Source organism: Streptomyces sp. NPDC050636 (assembly GCF_040654775.1).
Classification (GTDB): domain Bacteria; phylum Actinomycetota; class Actinomycetes; order Streptomycetales; family Streptomycetaceae; genus Streptomyces.
The window spans coordinates 57,636-73,744 of the sequence record NZ_JBFAIP010000020.1 but is presented as its reverse complement, the minus strand read 5'-3'; the positions used below and the strand labels follow the sequence as shown (position 1 = coordinate 73,744).

The following is a 16,109-nucleotide window of genomic DNA, read 5'->3' as shown; positions in this document are numbered from 1 at the left end:
AAGGCAATTGCCTTAGAGTCGGCGAATGATCTTTATTGTTGTGAAGTTTCCGGTGAAGCCTGAATACGTCGACGAGTGGCCGGCACTGGTCAGCGAGTTCACCAGCGCCACCCGGGCCGAGCCGGGCAACCTGTGGTACGAGTGGTCACGCAGCCTTGAGGACCCGGACACCTATGTGCTGGTCGAGGCGTTCCAGGATGACGCGGCCGAGGCGCATGTGAACTCCGACCACTTCCGCGCGGCCATGAAGCAGATGCGCCCGCTGCTGCGCCGTACGCCCGACATCGTCAGCACCACGATCGAGGGTGCAAACGGCTGGAGCGCGATGGGCGAGCTCACGATCGACTGACGAACGACGACTGAACGACGACTGCCGGAAGGCCGGTTGCCCTGCTGCAGTGCAGCAGGGCAACCGGAGCCCTACGGGATGGCGGGCGCCGGCGGGAGGAGATGGTCGCCGGTCTTGTCGGTGCTCAGGCACAGGGAGCAGACCATCGCGTCGTGGGTTCGGCAGGCGGCCAGGTCCGGACGCTCGAAGCTCTGGCGGCAGACATGGCACGCGTACGTGGTGGGGCTGGGGTTGCCGTCCGGGTCGAGCAGCGGTTCCGCGATGCCGTCGTCGGCGCGGCGCAGGTAGTAACGGCCCTTGGTCAGCACCGCCATGAGCGGCGTAAGGACAGAGGCGATCAGGGCCGCGGCGACCGGTGAGTACGGCTGGAGGGAGTCGCCGAGGGCGTTGAAGTACATGGCGATCGACAGACCGGAGGCGGCGGTGAAAGCCACCACGCCCACCGGGTTGACGGCATAGAGCATGCCCCGGCGGAACTCGGGTGCCTGCGGGGAGAGTTTGAGCAGGTACTTGTTGACGATGATGTCGGTGGCGACGGTGACGACCCAGGCGATGGCGCAGTTGGAGTAGAACCCGAGGATGCTGTTGAGGACGCTGAACATGTCGGCCTCCATCAGCGTCAGCGCGATCACCAGGTTGACCAGGACGAAGACCATGCGGCCCGGATAGTGCTTGGTGATCCGGGTGACGGAGTTGGTCCACGCGAGCGAGCCCGAGTAGGCGTTGGTCACGTTGATCTTGATCTGGCTGATCACGACCAGGACCACGGCCAGCGGGATCACCAGCCAGGAGGGAAGCATCGCGTCGAAGGCCCCCCGGAACTGCTGGATGGGTTCGGTGGCCGCCGCAGGCCCCACCTCGGCGAGGATGTATACCGCCAGGAACACCCCGATGGCCTGCTTCAGCGCGCCGAGCACGACCCAGCCGGGGCCGGCCATGACCACGGCCGTCCACCAACTGCGCCGGTTCTCACGGGTCTTGGGCGGCATGAACCGCAGATAGTCGATCTGCTCGCCGATCTGGGCGATCAGCGACAGGCACACGCCCGCGCCCAGCAGCACCGAGGCGGTGTTGATCCCGCCGTCGCCGTCACTCCCGGCGTACGACAGGAAGCGGTGCACCGTGCCCGGGTCGGTGATGACCAGATACAGCAGGGGGCCCACCATCAGAAGCAGCCAGATCGGGGTGGTCCACACCTGGAGCTTGCTGAGTGCTTTCATCCCGTAGATCACCAGCGGGATCACCATCAGGGTGGAGACCAGATACCCCAGCCACAGCGGCAGCCCGAGCCCCAGCTTCAGGCCCTGCGCCATGATCGAGCCTTCCAGGGCGAAGAAGATGAAGGTGAAGCTGGCGAAGATGACGCTGGTCAGGACCGAACCGTAGTAGCCGAACCCGGAGCCGCGGGTGATCAGGTCCAGGTCGATGTTGTAGCGGGCGCCGTAGTAGGCGAGCGGGAAGCCGGTGATGAAGATGACGGCTGCCGCAACCGCGATCGCCGCGAGCGCGTTGCCGGTGCCGTGGGTGAGTCCGATCCCGGCCCCGATCGAGAAGTCGGCCATGTACGCGATGCCGCCGAGAGCGGTGGTCGCCACCACCATGGGCGTCCAGCGCCGGTAACTGCGGGGCGCGAAACGGAGGGTGTAGTCCTCCAGGGTCTCCTTGGCCGCCTGGTCGGCACCGGACTGCTCTTCGAGCACCGGCGCGTCCCGGACATCGTCCACTGCCGATTCCACTGCCGACGGTGGTTGAACGCTCACGGCACGCCTCCTGGGTTCCGATCGGGCTTGGTGCTGTGCCGTACGACCGGGCCGGGCTGCCACGTGTCGTACGTACCCCCGCTTGGCGCCGTCGACAGGAGGGGAGGGAACGGCTGCCCGCTCGGGAGGGTCCGGGAGCGGGCGGCTTGAGAGAGCTGAAACGCTAGGCATGGCGTATTTCGCGGCCGCTCTCGCCACGTGAACGGGGCATTTCCTGGATCTCACCGGGGTGTTGAGCGGCCGTCGGTCCTTCCGCTCGGCACCGGGAGAGCAGCGGCTCCCGTGGAGGCCCGACGGTCCGGTGACAGGCTCAGCATCTTCAGGGGGGCAGCCCGGTCCTGGGATGGGCGGGCTGATCAGGCATCAGACGGGGCGGTTCCGGCCCCTCGCCTCACCGCCGCCGGACGAGCCCGATGTGACCACCCGTCGGGTCCACCGGCAGCGGCTGCGCCTCGTCGTGCCGGCCGGACACCAGCTCTCCTTCCCGCCCCCACGGTGCCGCCGCGATCGTCCACTGCGCGGCTGACCCGACGCGCGACGGCCGCGAATCAGCGGTCACGGCCGGGCGCTGAACTGCCGGACGGCGACACACTCCCCCGTGCGTCGCCGTCGGGCCGCCGTCGGGTCGCCGCCACGATCACGAAGGTGACGCTGATCAGGAGCGCCCAGGCGCCGAACTTGTCCGGGGCGACCGGTTGCCACCCGTCGAGTTGGTACGGGTAGCGCCAGGCGCCCAGGTAGGTGGCGATGTTCTCGGCCAGCCACAGGAAGAATCCGATCAGCGCGAAGGAGAGCGCCAGCGGCATGCGGTAGCGCGCCTTCCCCACGCTGAACCTCACCGACGTACCGGCGGTGACCACGATGAGCAGCGCTGCGAGGGGCCAGCGCACGTCGGGCAGCCAGTGGTGGCTGAAGAAGTTCACGTAGATGGCGGCGGCCACTGCCGCGGTGGACCGGGGACGGTAGCGGATGAGCTCCAGGTCCAGCAGCTTCCAGGCGCGGCAGACATAGCTGCCCACCGCGGCGTAGAGGAATCCCCCGTACAGCGGCACGCCGGCGAATTTGAGCACCGCGGGCTCCGGATAGGTCCAGGAGCCGAGCGAGACCTTCACCAGCTCGAAGGCCAGCCCGGTCGCGTGGCACACGGCGATGACCGCGACGTCCCGCCCGGACTCCCACCCGCGCAGTCGGAACGCCAGCGTGAGCAGCAGTCCGTAGACGAGCAGCAGGTCGTACCTGGCCACCGGCAACTCCGGCGCCAACGTCGACAGCGCGACTCCCGACAGCAGCGCGATGGCGAAGGCGCAGCTGCGTGCCTGGAGGCGGGTGAAGAGCAGGAGCTGCTGTACGGGGGCCACGATCGCGGACATGACGGCAGAGACGTGGCTGGGGCTGCTGTGGTTCCAGAGGGCCGCCCGGCGCCGGGCCGGTGGCGCGTGGCGCGTGGATGAGCGGGCGCGGATGCTTGATGGCCTCGCGCTCGTCGAGCGCCGTGGTCTCGGCGGCACGGTCCTCGGCGTAGCCGCGAGGACCTCAGTGACCCGCGGTGAGCTGCCCGGCGAGCTTGTCGTGCATCGCGGCGCTGGGCTGGTTCAGGCCGATGACGGTGACCTTCTTGCCGCGCTGCTTGTACTTGGTCTGTATGGCGTCCAGTGCGGCCACGGAGGAGGCGTCCCAGATGTGGGCGTCGGACAGGTCGACGACCACGTCGTCCGGGTCGTCCTTGTAGTTGAACCGGGCGACGAGGTCGTTGGAGGACGCGAAGAACAGCTCGCCGGTGACCGCGTAGACGACCTGGCTGCCGTCCGGGTCGACGACACCGGAGACCTGGACCAGGTGCGCGACGCGCTTCGCGAAGATGACCATCGCGGTCAGGGAGCCGACGACGACGCCGATGGCGAGGTTGTGGGTGGCGACCACGACGGTCACGGTGATGACCATGACGGCGGTCTCGCCCAGCGGCATCCGCTTCAGCGTCTTCGGCTGGATGGAGTGCCAGTCGAAGGTGGCCACCGACACCATGACCATGACGGCGACCAGTGCGGCCATCGGGATGTCGGAGACGACCGGGCCGAAGACGATGCACAGCACCATCAGGAAGGCCCCGGCCAGGAACGTGGACAGGCGGGTGCGGGCGCCGGAGACCCGTACGTTGATCATCGTCTGGCCGATCATGGCGCAGCCGCCCATGCCGCCGAAGAATCCGGTGACGATGTTGGCGACACCCTGCCCGATCGACTCCCGGGTCTTGTCGGAGTGGGTGTCGGTGATGTCGTCGACCAGCTTGGCGGTCATCAGCGACTCCATCAGGCCCACCAGCGCGAGGGCGAGCGCATACGGGGCGATGGTGGTCAGCGTGTCCAGGGTGAAGGGCACATCGGGCAGGCCCGGGACCGGCAGGGAGGAGGGCAGCTTGCCCTTGTCGCCGACCGTCGGGACGGCGATCCCGGCCGCCACGGTGATGACGGTCAGAACCACGATGGAGACCAGCGGGGCCGGGATCACCTTGGTGATCTTCGGGAGGAAGACCAGCAGGGCCAGGCCGCCGATGATCAGCGGGTAGACCGGCCAGGGCACGTTCGCCATCTCCGGGACCTGGGCCATGAAGACCAAGATGGCCAGGGCGTTGACGAAGCCGACCATCACGCTGCGTGGTACGAACCGCATCAGCTTCGCCACGCCGAGCGAGCCGAGGATGATCTGGAAGACGCCGCCGAGAATCACCGCGGCGATCAGATAACTGAGCCCGTACTTGTGGTTGAGCGGCGCGATGACCAGGGCGATCGCGCCGGTTGCAGCCGAGATCATGGCCTTGCGGCCACCCACGATCGAGATGACCACGGCCATCGTGCAGGACGCGAACAAGCCGATCTTGGGATCGACCCCGGCGATGATCGAGAACGAGATGGCCTCGGGGATCAGCGCCAGGGCGACCACCAGGCCGGCCAGTACCTCGGTACGGAAGACCTTGGGAGAGGCAAGCCAGTCGGGCTTGGACATGCGCAGCCCGGAGGCCGCGGACAGCGGTGACGACATGCAACCGTTTCTGCTCGGGCGCACGCATCCATCCGCTGGACGCACACGCTTCGTACTCGATTCCACAAGCTCGATTCCACAAGGGGGCGGAATCCCCGGCGGCCCGGCCTCGATGGGGGCCCTGCCGGTGGGAGTGGCCGCTGCTGGAGCTGCCGGTCGGGCATCATCGCCCGGAAGTCTGCGGGTGCCGCCGGAGCCCGGTCGGGCCTGCGCGGAGCGGCTGCGCGAGCGCCTGGACTCTACCGCAGGGTGGCCGATGTGCGCCGTGAGACGCTGTGTGCCCAGACGATGGCCGCCGATGACTCACCGCGACGGTGCGTCGCCGCCTGGATGCAAGGGGCTGAACCCGGCGGGCGGAGCAGCAGAGGCGGCGGCGCCTCAAGGACACCGCCGCCTGCGCCGCTTCATCTACCGGTTTCCCGTTCCTCGGGCGGTTCCCCGTTCCTCGGGCGGTTCCCCGTTCCTCGGACGGTTTCCGGCTACTCGGTTGTTTCCCGGCCGGTCTCAGCCCCTCGCGGGGACTTCTTCCGTCACGCCGTTCAGCTCCGACGCCGGGTCCGAGCCGTACGGACGGGTGATGACCTCCAGGCCGTGACCTGCCGGATCCAAGAAGTACACGCCGTGTCCGCCGTCGTTGCGGTTGATCCGTCCCGGGTGCTTGCCGTGCGGATCGGCCTGGATGGGCACCTCGGCCTTCAGGAGCCGCGCGAGGACGCCGTCGAACTCCTCCTCGGACACGAGGAACGCGTAGTGCTGCGTGGGGATGTCGGTCTCGACGGTCGCGAAGTCCAGCGTGACGCCGTTGGCGGTCTCGACGGGCAGGAACACCCCTGCCGGTTCGCCGACCTCAAGACCGAGGATCTGGGCCAGGAAGTGGGCGGACTTCTCCCGGTCGCGGGAGAGAACAATGGTGTGGTTGAACTCGACTGACACTTGGAATGCCTCCAGAGGCATCTCAAACGGGTACCTCCGCGCCTCACCCAGACGGTGACTGCGTGCGATACCGCCTGGAAATAGTAGGCAGTTGGGCGGTCCGCGTCGAGCGGTTTTCCGAGGGCGGACGTAACACCCCATCAAGGTTCAAGGGGACACGCGAGGGTGTCGCAGCCTGGGACTGCTGATGGGTGGACAGGGGCCGGAAGGTAGCCTGCATCGGTCAACATCGCGTTGACCTTCATTTTCTGCTGTCAACCATGGGGGATCCCAACCATGTCCGCACCGCCGCCGCCATACCAGAATCAGCCGCAGCAGCACGGGTATCCGCAGCAGCAGTACGGGCAGCAGCAGTATGGGCAGCAGCACTACGGGCAGCCCCAGCCGCCGCGCGGGCCGCAGCGGCAGCCACAGCGGAGCCCGTTGCGCGCGCTGATCAACATCGCCGTCGTCCTGGCCGTCGTCGGCGGCACGGCCTGGTACGTGTGGGACTACAACACCAATCCCAATGGCGGCAAGGCCAAGGCGGAGGCCTCAGCGTCCGCGCAGGCCAAGGAGAACGAGAAGTACAACCCGGAGGAAGGCGACTGCGTCAAGATCCTTGACGCCCATGGCGACAACCCGACGCCGGAGATCGTCAACTGCAAATCCCCCGAGGCCGAGTACAAAACGGGCGAGCGGCTGACCGGCGCCGACGCGAAGTGCGAGTCGCCGCCGTACGACACCAGCATTCATTACTCCAGCGGCCGGAGCTACGGCAGCTACACGCTGTGCTTCACCAAGGTCTGATCCTGACGTTCGGCTCGCCCTCCGGCCGTCGCCCGCAGCAGCAGGTGGCGGCCGGATCTGTCTGCGCGGGGCGGAGCCGGTTGCTGCCGTCAGACCAGGCCGCGCAAGCAGGGCCCTTTCGAGACCGGCCCGATCACGAGATATCTTGATGTCGAGCAATGTTGCAGACGTGGAGCGGAGCACCCGGTGACTGACTCGACCATCATCTACACACACACTGACGAGGCCCCGGCCCTGGCAACGCATTCGTTCTTGCCTGTGGTCACGGCGTACGCCTCGACGGCCGGGGTGAGTGTGGAGACGCGTGACATCTCCCTGGCGGGGCGGATCATCGCCAGCTTCCCTGAGCGCCTTGAGGAGGGCCAGCGCATCGACGACGCGCTGGCCGAGCTTGGTCAGCTGGCCAAGACTCCCGGGGCGAACATCATCAAGCTGCCGAACATCTCGGCTTCGATTCCGCAGCTCAAGGCGGCGATCGCCGAGCTGCAGCAGCAGGGCTACGCGCTGCCGGACTACCCGGACGACCCGAAGACCGATGCGGAAAAGGACGTCCGCGCGCGCTACGACAAGGTCAAGGGCAGCGCCGTGAACCCGGTGCTGCGTGAGGGCAACTCCGACCGCCGCGCCCCCGCGTCGGTCAAGAACTACGCCAAGGCTCACCCGCACCGGATGGGCGCCTGGTCGTCCGAGTCGAAGACGAACGTCGCGACCATGGGCGCCGACGACTTCCGCTCCACCGAGAAGTCCGCTGTGATCACCGAGGCCGGCTCGCTGCGTATCGAGCTGACTGGGGACGACGGCACCACCACCGTTCTGCGCGAGTCGGTACCCGTGCTCGCCGGCGAGGTCGTGGACGCGTCCGTCATGCGCGTCGCGCCGCTGCGCGAGTTCCTCACGGCGCAGGTCGCCCGCGCCAAGGCCGAGGGTGTGCTGTTCTCGGTGCACCTCAAGGCCACGATGATGAAGGTCTCCGACCCGATCGTCTTCGGTCACGTGGTGCGCGCCTTCTTCCCGAAGACCTTCGCCAAGTACGGCGAGGCGCTCGCCGCGGCCGGCCTCACCCCGAACAACGGCCTCGGCGGCATCTACCAGGGCCTGGAGTCGCTGCCCGAGGGTGCCGAGATCAAGGCGTCCTTCGACGCCGAGCTCGCTGAGGGCCCCGAGCTGGCGATGGTCGACTCCGACCGCGGCATCACCAACCTGCATGTGCCGAGCGATGTCATCGTCGACGCCTCCATGCCGGCCATGATCCGCACCTCCGGCCACATGTGGGGCCCGGACGGCCAGGAGGCCGACACCCTCGCGGTGCTCCCGGACAGCAGCTACGCCGGCGTCTACCAGGTCGTTCTCGACGACTGCCGTGCGAACGGCGCCTTCGACCCGTCGACCATGGGCTCGGTGCCGAACGTCGGCCTCATGGCGCAGAAGGCCGAGGAGTACGGCAGCCACGACAAGACCTTCGAGATCCCCACCACGGGTGAGGTACGGGTCGTCGACGAGGCCGGCAATGTCGTGCTGGAGCAGACCGTGGGCGCCGGCGACATCTTCCGTATGTGCCAGGCCAAGGACCTGCCGATCCGGGACTGGGTCAAGCTCGCCGTCACCCGTGCCCGCGCGACCGGCGACCCGGCCGTGTTCTGGCTCGACGAGAACCGCGCGCACGACGCGCAGCTGATCCAGAAGGTCAAGGCGTACCTGCCGGAGCACGACACCGAGGGCCTGCAGATCGAGATCATGTCGCCGGTCGAGGCGACCAAGTTCTCCCTGGAGCGCATCCGCCGCGGCGAGAACACCATCTCGGTCACCGGCAACGTGCTGCGTGACTACCTGACCGACCTGTTCCCGATCCTTGAGCTGGGCACCAGCGCCAAGATGCTCTCGGTCGTCCCGCTCATGAACGGCGGTGGGCTGTTCGAGACCGGCGCCGGCGGCTCCGCGCCCAAGCACGTGCAGCAGCTGGTCAAGGAGAACTACCTGCGCTGGGACAGCCTCGGCGAGTTCTTCGCGCTGGCGGCCAGCTTCGAGCACCTGGCGCAGACGACCGGCAACGCGCGCGCCCAGGTGCTCGCCAGCACCCTCGACCGCGCGACCGGCACCTTCCTCAACGAGGACAAGTCGCCGAGCCGTCGCCTCGGTGGCATCGACAACCGCGGCAGCCACTTCTACCTGGCGCTCTACTGGGCGCAGGAGCTGGCGAAGCAGACCGACGACGCGCAGCTCGCGGAGGCGTTCGCGGCGCTCGCCAAGACGCTTACCGAGCAGGAGCAGACGATCGTCGACGAGCTGATCGCGGTGCAGGGCTCGCCCGCCGAGATCGGCGGCTACTACCAGCCCGACGTGTCCAAGGCCTCGGCCGTGATGCGCCCGTCGACGACCCTCAACCAGGCGCTCTCGATCCTCGGCTGACGCAAGGCTGCGGAATCCGCACCACACCTGTTCCGCCCCGGCCGGCATCCTGCCCGGCCGGGGCGGTTCCGTTTCCGCGGCCCGGGACCGGGATGGACAGCTGCGGTCTGCGGCGATGAGCAGGTACACCCCGGTGAGATCAGGGGCGTCCGGCTCACGCTTCGCCTACTCGCCGCTCGCGCTGTCCCCCACCGGGGCAGCGCATCACCCATTCGGACGACTCCGCTGTTCAGGTCGTCCTTGGTGCCCTCACCGCGCTCTGCCCCCGGAAGCGGCATTGAGCCATCCGTGGTGTCATCGAAGGCGAAGGAAGCAATGCTGCGAAGGCGGGAGGAATCATGGCTAAGAAGCTGCTGGCCCGAGACATCATGTCCGCCGGGGTGCAGTGCGTCGGCGCGCACGAGTCACTGTTCGACGCGGCGAAGATGATGCGCGATCTGAACGTCGGATGTCTGCCCATCTGCGGTGACAACAACAGGCTTACGGGCTTGATCACCGACCGCGACATCGTCGTCGAGTGTTGTGCCTCGGGAATCGACCCGGCCACGGTGCAGGCCGGCTCCCTGGACAGGAAGGTGCACTGGATCGACGCCGAGGCGGACGCCAAGGACGTCCTGAAGACCATGGAGGACCACCAGATCAAGCGCCTGCCGGTGATCGACGTCAAGGGTGGCCACCGTCTGATCGGGATGATCACGGAGGCCAACCTCGCCAAGAACCTCACCGACACACAGATCGCGGAGTTCGCGAACGCCGTGTACGCGGGTGCCTAGCGGGCCGTCCGCCTCGTGGTCAGGCTCATGGGTGGTTGCGTCACCGGTGTTCCGGAGACGCAACCACCCTGAGATCCGAGGAACGCCCCGGCGTCAGTCAGCTTGCTGCAATCGCTGTAGTGCGGCCACCAGTTGGTCCACCTCCTCGGATGTGTTGTAGAGCGCGAGGGACGCACGTGCCGCGCTCTCCAACCCGTAGTGGGCCAACGCCGGTTGGGCGCAGTGGTGGCCGGCTCGGATGGCGATGCCGTCGCGGTCCAGCCAGTCGGCGATCTCCGCCGGGTCGTGGCCCGCGAGGGTGAAGGTGAGTACGGCGATCCGGTCGGGCGAGGAGCCCAGCACCTCAAGCCCCGGGACCGTGGACAGGGCTTGCTGCGCGTAAGCCATCAGCGATGTCTCGTACGCGGCGACGGCGTCCCGGTCGAAGGAGGTCAGCCAGTTCAGCGCGGACAGCATGCCGACCACCCCGGAGATGTGCCCGGTGCCGGCCTCCAGGAGGTGCGGCACGGGCGCATAGGTGGTACGGCCGAAGCCGACCGACTCGATCATGTTGCCGCCGCCCTGCCACGGCGCCATCTTCTGCAGTACCTCCGGCTTCGCGTACAGGGCGCCGATGCCCGTGGGGGCGAACAGCTTGTGGCCGGAGAACACATAGAAGTCGGCGTCCAGGTCCTGCACATCGACGGGGAAGTGCGCCACCGCCTGCGCCCCGTCGACCAGTACCTTCGCCCCGTAGCGGTGCGCGAGCGCGGTCATCTCCTTGACCGGCGGGACGGTGCCGAGCACGTTCGACGCATGGCTGATCGCGACGAGTTGGGTCCGCATGGACAGCAGGTCGGCGTACTTGCCGAGGTCGATCTGCCCGTCCGGCTGGAGCGGTACGGGTACCACCCGGGCCCGGGTCTCCTTGGCGATCAACTGCCAAGGGACGATGTTCGAATGGTGCTCCAGCACCGGCACCAGGATGTCGTCCCCGGGGCCGAGGTTGGCCCGCCCCCAGCTCTGGGCGACGAGGTTGATCGCCTCGGTGGTACCTCGTACGAAGACGATGTCCTCGGGGGACGCGGCACCCAGGAACTGGGCCACCGCCGCCCGGCCCGCTTCGTACGCCTCGGTGGCCTCCCGGGCCATGGTGTGCGCGCCCCGGTGGATGTTGGAGTTGCCCGCACTGTAGAAGGCGGCCACCGCCTCGATCACCTGGCGCGGCTTCTGGGTCGTGGCCCCGTTGTCCAGCCAGACCAGCGGGTGCCCGTTCACGGTCCGGTGCAGGATCGGAAAGTCCCTGCGGGCCACCTCCGGTGAGAAGGCGGCGGGTTGGCCGGTGGGGAGACCTGAGGTCGGTACGGCTCCGGCGGCCGGTACGGCCCCTGTGGTGGGCACGGCCCCGGGGGGCGACGCCGCCTCCGCTGGAGGCACCGCCCCTGTGGTGGGCGCCGCCCCTGTCGTGGGCACGGCGGGCAGACCACCACCCACCGGGTTCAGCACCGCCGTCGACGGCAGGCCCTGCATAACGTCAGGAGTAGTCATGGTAGTTGGACACCTCGACGTTCTGGAGCACCGCGGTCGCGTCCTCCACCAGCACCGCGGCGTTGAAGTACGCCGTCATCAGGTACGACGTGATGCCCTTCTGGTCGACGCCCATGTTGCGCATCGACAGCCCGGGTTCGACCTCGTCGTTGACCTTCGCGGGACGCAGTCCCACCACGCCCTGCTCGGCCTCGCCCATGCGCATCAGCAGGATCTCTGTGGTGCCGATGCCCGAATCACCGGAGAACCGCACCTTGTCGGAGGGCAGCAGCGGGACTCCGCGCCAGGTCAGCAGCGGGCTGCCGAACCGGTTGTCGATGATCGGGGGCACACCCCGACGGGTACATTCCCGGCCGAACGCGGCGATGGCCCTGGGGTGCGCGAGGAAGTAGCCGGGCTGCTTCCAGACACGGGCCAGCAGCTCGTCCAGGTCGTCGGGCGTCGGGGCACCGGTGCGCGCCTGTACCCGCTGGCCCGGGGCGACATTGTTGAAGAGGCCGAACTGCGGGTGGTTGAGCAGCGACGCCTCCTGCCGCTCGCGTAGCGCGTGGACGGTGAGGTTGGACTGGGCCCGGGTCTGGTCGATGGGGCCGTTGTAGAGGTCGGAGACGCGGGTGTGTACGCGCAGCACGGTCTGCGCGAGGGTCATGTGGTACTCGCGGGGCGTGTCCTCGTAGTCGACGAATGTCCCGGGGAGGTCGGGTTCGCCGTCGTGCCCGGCGCTGAGGTCGACCGGCACCTCGGCGCCCGCCATGACATCACCCGAGGCGACGTACGCGTCCAGCGCTCCCTGTACGGCCCCGTCGCGTTCGCACAGTCCGGTGAGCACGCTGCGTTCGACGCACAGGGCCACACCCGGCGTGAGCGCCTTGACGCGGTACGGAATGGGCTCGGAGCGGGTCCAGGCGGCGAGGTCGAAGAACTGGCCGTCGCCGATCACTTCGAGCAGCGCGTCCTCGCCGTAGCGGCCGCTGGAGCGCTTCTCGGCGCGACCCTGGACGAGCACCCACAGGCGGTCGTGCGCGTCACCGTCCTGGGCGAGCATCTCTCCGGACTCGAAGGTGACCTCCGTGAACGCGTCGGCCAGTTCGGAGAGCAGCGCGTCATCGGCCTCCCGCAGGTACGGCAGCTCCCGCAGGTCCCCGGGGATGATGCGCGGCGAACCGCCGTCGGTGTGCGTGGTGATGCGGTCGTCGCCGAGGACGTAGGTGCGGCGGCGGTTGACGCGGAAGACACCGGATTCGACGTCCACCCAGGGCAGGGCACGCAGGAGATAGCGCGGGGTGATGCCGCGCATCTGCGGGGTGGTCTTGGTCGTGGTCGCGAGCTGCCGTGCCGCATCCGGGCTGAGAGTCATCCGGTCGTTCACAGGACCTCCTCGGAGACAGGCATGCCGAACTACCGGCTCACGGCCGAACGGCATGCGGGAACTGATTCCGATCGTGTTTGTCGGGATACGCAGCTGGCAACCGACCGTTGGCGGGGGTGCGGCCGGAAATACCTGCTTCACCGAACTCCCAATTCCGCATATGCGTGCGACTACCGTGTGTTGTAGCCGCTCTACCATGCGTGGGATTTACCGGAAGCACTTCCTCCAACGGGGCGGGACACATCGCTCCACACCTCACATGCGACCAAATCTGCCCTCATAAGGCTGCTTTGCATTTCTAAAAGGGGCACTTATGCGGCGGCTTATGGCGTCGCCTTTTGCGTTAGTGCAGTAGTCCGGCGCCCCGGCGCACGGAGGTGAACCACGGGCGCGCGCAGGCGAGTTCGGAGATACCGGTGCATCGCGCGCTTGCTGCGCGGACGGCGCCCGCCGCTGGGTATTGGGCTGGCTTTCCCAGTGCGAAGTCGCGTTGGGAATGCGGGAACGGGAAAACGTCGCGGCGCCACGAGGGGGGGGGAAGCTAGGGCCGGTAAACGCACGCCGCCAGTGGAGCATGCGCCTTCCAACCCAGCGTCTCGTACAGCGCGCGCCCGTCATCGGTCGCGCCCAGAACTCCGAGGGACGCGCCCTCGGCGACGGCGCGGTCGGCGAGGGTGCGCATCACGAAGCTCCCCAGGCCTCGGCGGCGGTGGGCGTCTTCCGTCGTGACGCGGTCGACGACCGTGGCCCTGCCGAGGACGGCCATCTGGCCATTGGCGGCCAGTTCACCCGCAGCGCCGCGCACCTGGACGTAAACGACGCCGTCGCCGGTCTCCACCGACGCGGTGTAGCCCTCGGGCGCCACCGGGTCCGTGGCCCGAAGGTCCACGGCCATCAGATGGCCCGTCTCGTCCTCGTCCACCACCCAGCCCCGAGGGAGCCGGCGCCCGGCCTCCGCAGGCTCGACGGGCACCTTGAGCCAGGTGTGCGGCACGGTCACCGAGGCGGCGGCCTCGCGTATCGAGGACTCATCGGCGTCCGGCAGTACATGGCGCCCCACCTGGTCGGGCCTGCCCACCTCGATATAGAAGCCCCAGGGCTTCTCGACCGGCCGGGGGGTGTGACGTGACACGGCCCAGCCGGCCGCCCAGGTCCTGACCAGTTCCGGAATCATCGAGCCCTCCCGAGGTAAGAGTCACCATCCAGGAGCGCACATTACGTCACCGTACGGGGCGCGGCATCTTCATTATCGCCAACCCCCCGAGCAGCAAGGTGAGTTGGACACCATCAACCCCTTGCCGGCCCGCTCACCCACCCGACCCCACACGAACCGCCAACCCCGCCAGTGCTTCCGGCGCGCCGGCCTGGCCGCGGATTCCGGGAAAGGCATTGATGTCCACGATGAGGGGTACGCCGTCGCCGGCGTCGAGAATGTCCACTCCGTAGACGTCGAGGGCGAAAACCTCACCGACGCGGACCACCAGGTCGGCCCAGCCCTCGGGAAGGTCCCGGATCGGCAGCGGCCGGGTCGGTCCGCGTCCGTCCGGGGACAGTTCGGAGCGGCGCAGTGCGGCAAAGAGACGGCCCTCGATCACCCACAGTTTGTGGTCCCACCCGCTGTTGGCGGTGAACTCCTGGACCACGACCGGCTCGTTGGGCCAGCCCTTCGCCAAATCCCTCACGCATGCCATGTCGTCGGCGCGGGCGACGAGATCATGACGTCGGCTGTGCCGGCTTTTGATCACGAGCGGGGTGGCCGGTTCCTCCGCCGCCAGCTGCCCGAGCGTGGCCACGGTCCTGGTGGCGGCGAACGGCAGGCCGGCGCGGAGGGCCAGTGCGGCCATCTCGGTCCGGTCCTGGCACAGTGCGGTCGACGCCGCGGAGTTGAGCACCGGGGCGCCGCGTTCCTCAAGGGATGCGGCGAGGGCGAGCGCTCTGGGCGTATGCGATTTGAGCAGATAGACGTCGGCGAGCGCACCCCGTCCGACCAGGTCCGACACAGGCCGTCCGGCGCTCGCTCCGGCACCCGGGTCGAGCACCTCGACCCGGTGACGGGGCGTCAGCACATCGGCCGTGGCGGCCAGCAGCGGATGGTCGGGCGCCTCGGTGATCAGGCAGATTCTCACCGGGTGCTGCCGACCGGAGCCCCGGTCCCGGCCGGGACGAGGACCGGAGTGGACGTGAGCGGAGCGCGGGCGAGGGTGTCCGGCACGCCCGCCCCGGTGCGCGCGAGGTGCAGGACCGCGCCCGCCACTCGTGCCACCGCGTCCGGGACCTGGCGGAAACTCGGGAAGTCATTGATGTCGACGACCACCGGGCCGTCCGGTCCGAGGACGATGTCGACGCCGTAGAGGTCGAGGCCGAAGGCCGTGCCGACCTCGGAGGTGATCCGGGCGACCTCCGCGGGTAGCGGGACCCGGCGTTCGAGGACCGCCCGCCCCGGGTGCAGCGGTGAGCGCCGTTCGGTCGCGTACAGTTCGCCGCCGACGCAGTACACCTTGAGGTCCGTGCCGGAGTTGCGGACGTACGGCTGGGCGATCAGCATCCCGCCGCCGGCCGGCTCGGCACCGGGATGCCCGCCCGGAGCGGTCAGCCCGTCCGGTGTCGCGACGATACGGACGGCGCGCCCGGAACTGCCGTCGGCGGGCTTCACCACGAGGGGGAATTCCGACTCGGGTATCGCCGCGAATTCCGCCGCCCCGGATGCCGCATACGTGACCGGGACCGGCAGCCCGTGGCTGCGGGCGATCACCGCCGCCAGCGCCTTGTCGCGGACGCCGCGGATGGCTCGGGCGTCGTTCACCGTGGTCAGACCGACCGACGCGGCGGCCTCCAGCAAGGTGAGGCCGGGCCCGCCGGAGACGGTCTTGAGGACCCAGGCGTCATGACTGCCGGCCTGTATCGCCTCGGATATCCGGATCAGCGACCGTCCGGGCCACAGCACGTCCACCTGGTGGCCCCAGGCGGTGAGTTGGCGGATCACATCCAGCGGCATGCCGTCGTGCCGGTACTGCTCCTCCACCAGGAAGCAGAGTTTCATCGGTGAATCCTCGTATCGCCGGACGTCCGCCGTCCGTCCGGCAGATCATGACGTCCCAGGGTCGCATGCCGATCCGGCCGACCTGATGTGGTGTACGGGCCGAGCAACGGTCGGCGTATCACGAAGA

At 68.4% G+C, this 16,109-nt stretch carries 13 protein-coding genes and 1 pseudogene; 5 read left to right on the top strand and 9 right to left on the bottom strand.

The window, feature by feature from the left end; genetic code table 11:
- Positions 1-25 precede the first annotated feature (25 nt).
- Positions 26-349 (top strand): putative quinol monooxygenase, encoded by a 324-nt coding sequence (locus AB0I10_RS17975; RefSeq protein WP_363153427.1) that lies wholly within the window; start codon positions 26-28, stop codon positions 347-349.
- Between the two features lie 71 nt (positions 350-420).
- On the opposite strand, the gene AB0I10_RS17970 is transcribed toward AB0I10_RS17975, so the two are convergent.
- The gene (locus AB0I10_RS17970; protein WP_363153457.1) at positions 421-2,049 is read right to left on the bottom strand and encodes an allantoin permease; all 1,629 of its coding nucleotides are present in this window, start codon (positions 2,047-2,049) and stop codon (positions 421-423) included.
- A 445-nt stretch (positions 2,050-2,494) separates the two neighbouring features.
- On the opposite strand from AB0I10_RS17970, the pseudogene AB0I10_RS17965 reads away from it, so the two are divergent.
- Positions 2,495-2,590: pseudogene (locus tag AB0I10_RS17965) on the top strand (LysR family transcriptional regulator); the annotation flags it as partial.
- A gap of 67 nt (positions 2,591-2,657) precedes the next feature.
- Here AB0I10_RS17965 and AB0I10_RS17960 read toward each other — a convergent pair.
- The 3 genes from AB0I10_RS17960 to AB0I10_RS17950 form a co-directional block, all read right to left on the bottom strand.
- Positions 2,658-3,479 carry a DUF817 domain-containing protein gene (locus AB0I10_RS17960; RefSeq protein WP_363153426.1) on the bottom strand — a complete coding sequence of 274 codons (822 nt, stop codon included), beginning with the start codon at positions 3,477-3,479 and terminating at the stop codon, positions 2,658-2,660.
- Between the two features lie 163 nt (positions 3,480-3,642).
- Entirely contained in the window at positions 3,643-5,145 is a 1,503-nt protein-coding gene (locus tag AB0I10_RS17955) for a SulP family inorganic anion transporter (protein WP_363153425.1), read from the bottom strand.
- A gap of 504 nt (positions 5,146-5,649) precedes the next feature.
- On the bottom strand, positions 5,650-6,078 hold the full coding sequence (locus AB0I10_RS17950; protein WP_363153424.1) for a VOC family protein: 429 nt from the start codon (positions 6,076-6,078) through the stop codon (positions 5,650-5,652).
- A 276-nt stretch (positions 6,079-6,354) separates the two neighbouring features.
- Here AB0I10_RS17950 and AB0I10_RS17945 point away from each other — a divergent pair, with 276 nt between their 5' ends.
- The 3 genes from AB0I10_RS17945 to AB0I10_RS17935 all read left to right on the top strand — a co-directional run bounded on the left by AB0I10_RS17945 (position 6,355) and on the right by AB0I10_RS17935 (position 10,046).
- On the top strand, positions 6,355-6,867 hold the full coding sequence (locus AB0I10_RS17945; RefSeq protein WP_363153423.1) for a hypothetical protein: 513 nt from the start codon (positions 6,355-6,357) through the stop codon (positions 6,865-6,867).
- Between the two features lie 186 nt (positions 6,868-7,053).
- Entirely contained in the window at positions 7,054-9,273 is a 2,220-nt protein-coding gene (locus AB0I10_RS17940; RefSeq protein ID WP_363153422.1) for an NADP-dependent isocitrate dehydrogenase, read from the top strand.
- Between the two features lie 338 nt (positions 9,274-9,611).
- Positions 9,612-10,046 (top strand): CBS domain-containing protein, encoded by a 435-nt coding sequence (locus AB0I10_RS17935; RefSeq protein ID WP_363153421.1) that lies wholly within the window; start codon positions 9,612-9,614, stop codon positions 10,044-10,046.
- A gap of 93 nt (positions 10,047-10,139) precedes the next feature.
- Here AB0I10_RS17935 and AB0I10_RS17930 read toward each other — a convergent pair whose 3' ends face one another.
- From AB0I10_RS17930 to AB0I10_RS17910, 5 genes are all read right to left on the bottom strand, one after another.
- Positions 10,140-11,573 carry a SufS family cysteine desulfurase gene (locus tag AB0I10_RS17930; protein WP_363153420.1) on the bottom strand — a complete coding sequence of 478 codons (1,434 nt, stop codon included), beginning with the start codon at positions 11,571-11,573 and terminating at the stop codon, positions 10,140-10,142.
- A complete protein-coding gene (locus AB0I10_RS17925) occupies positions 11,560-12,942 on the bottom strand; it encodes a family 2B encapsulin nanocompartment shell protein (RefSeq protein WP_363153419.1) in 1,383 nt (460 codons plus the stop codon). The genes AB0I10_RS17930 and AB0I10_RS17925 overlap by 14 nt, the downstream gene beginning before the upstream one ends.
- Before the next feature lie 541 nt (positions 12,943-13,483).
- Positions 13,484-14,116 (bottom strand): GNAT family N-acetyltransferase, encoded by a 633-nt coding sequence (locus AB0I10_RS17920; RefSeq protein WP_363153418.1) that lies wholly within the window; start codon positions 14,114-14,116, stop codon positions 13,484-13,486.
- Positions 14,117-14,249: 133 nt separating this feature from the next.
- On the bottom strand, positions 14,250-15,068 hold the full coding sequence (locus AB0I10_RS17915) for an alpha-L-glutamate ligase (RefSeq protein WP_363153417.1): 819 nt from the start codon (positions 15,066-15,068) through the stop codon (positions 14,250-14,252).
- Positions 15,065-15,982, bottom strand: coding sequence for a hypothetical protein (locus AB0I10_RS17910; RefSeq protein ID WP_363153416.1), 918 nt, complete (start codon positions 15,980-15,982; stop codon positions 15,065-15,067). The genes AB0I10_RS17915 and AB0I10_RS17910 overlap by 4 nt, the downstream gene beginning before the upstream one ends.
- Positions 15,983-16,109: the final 127 nt, after the last annotated feature.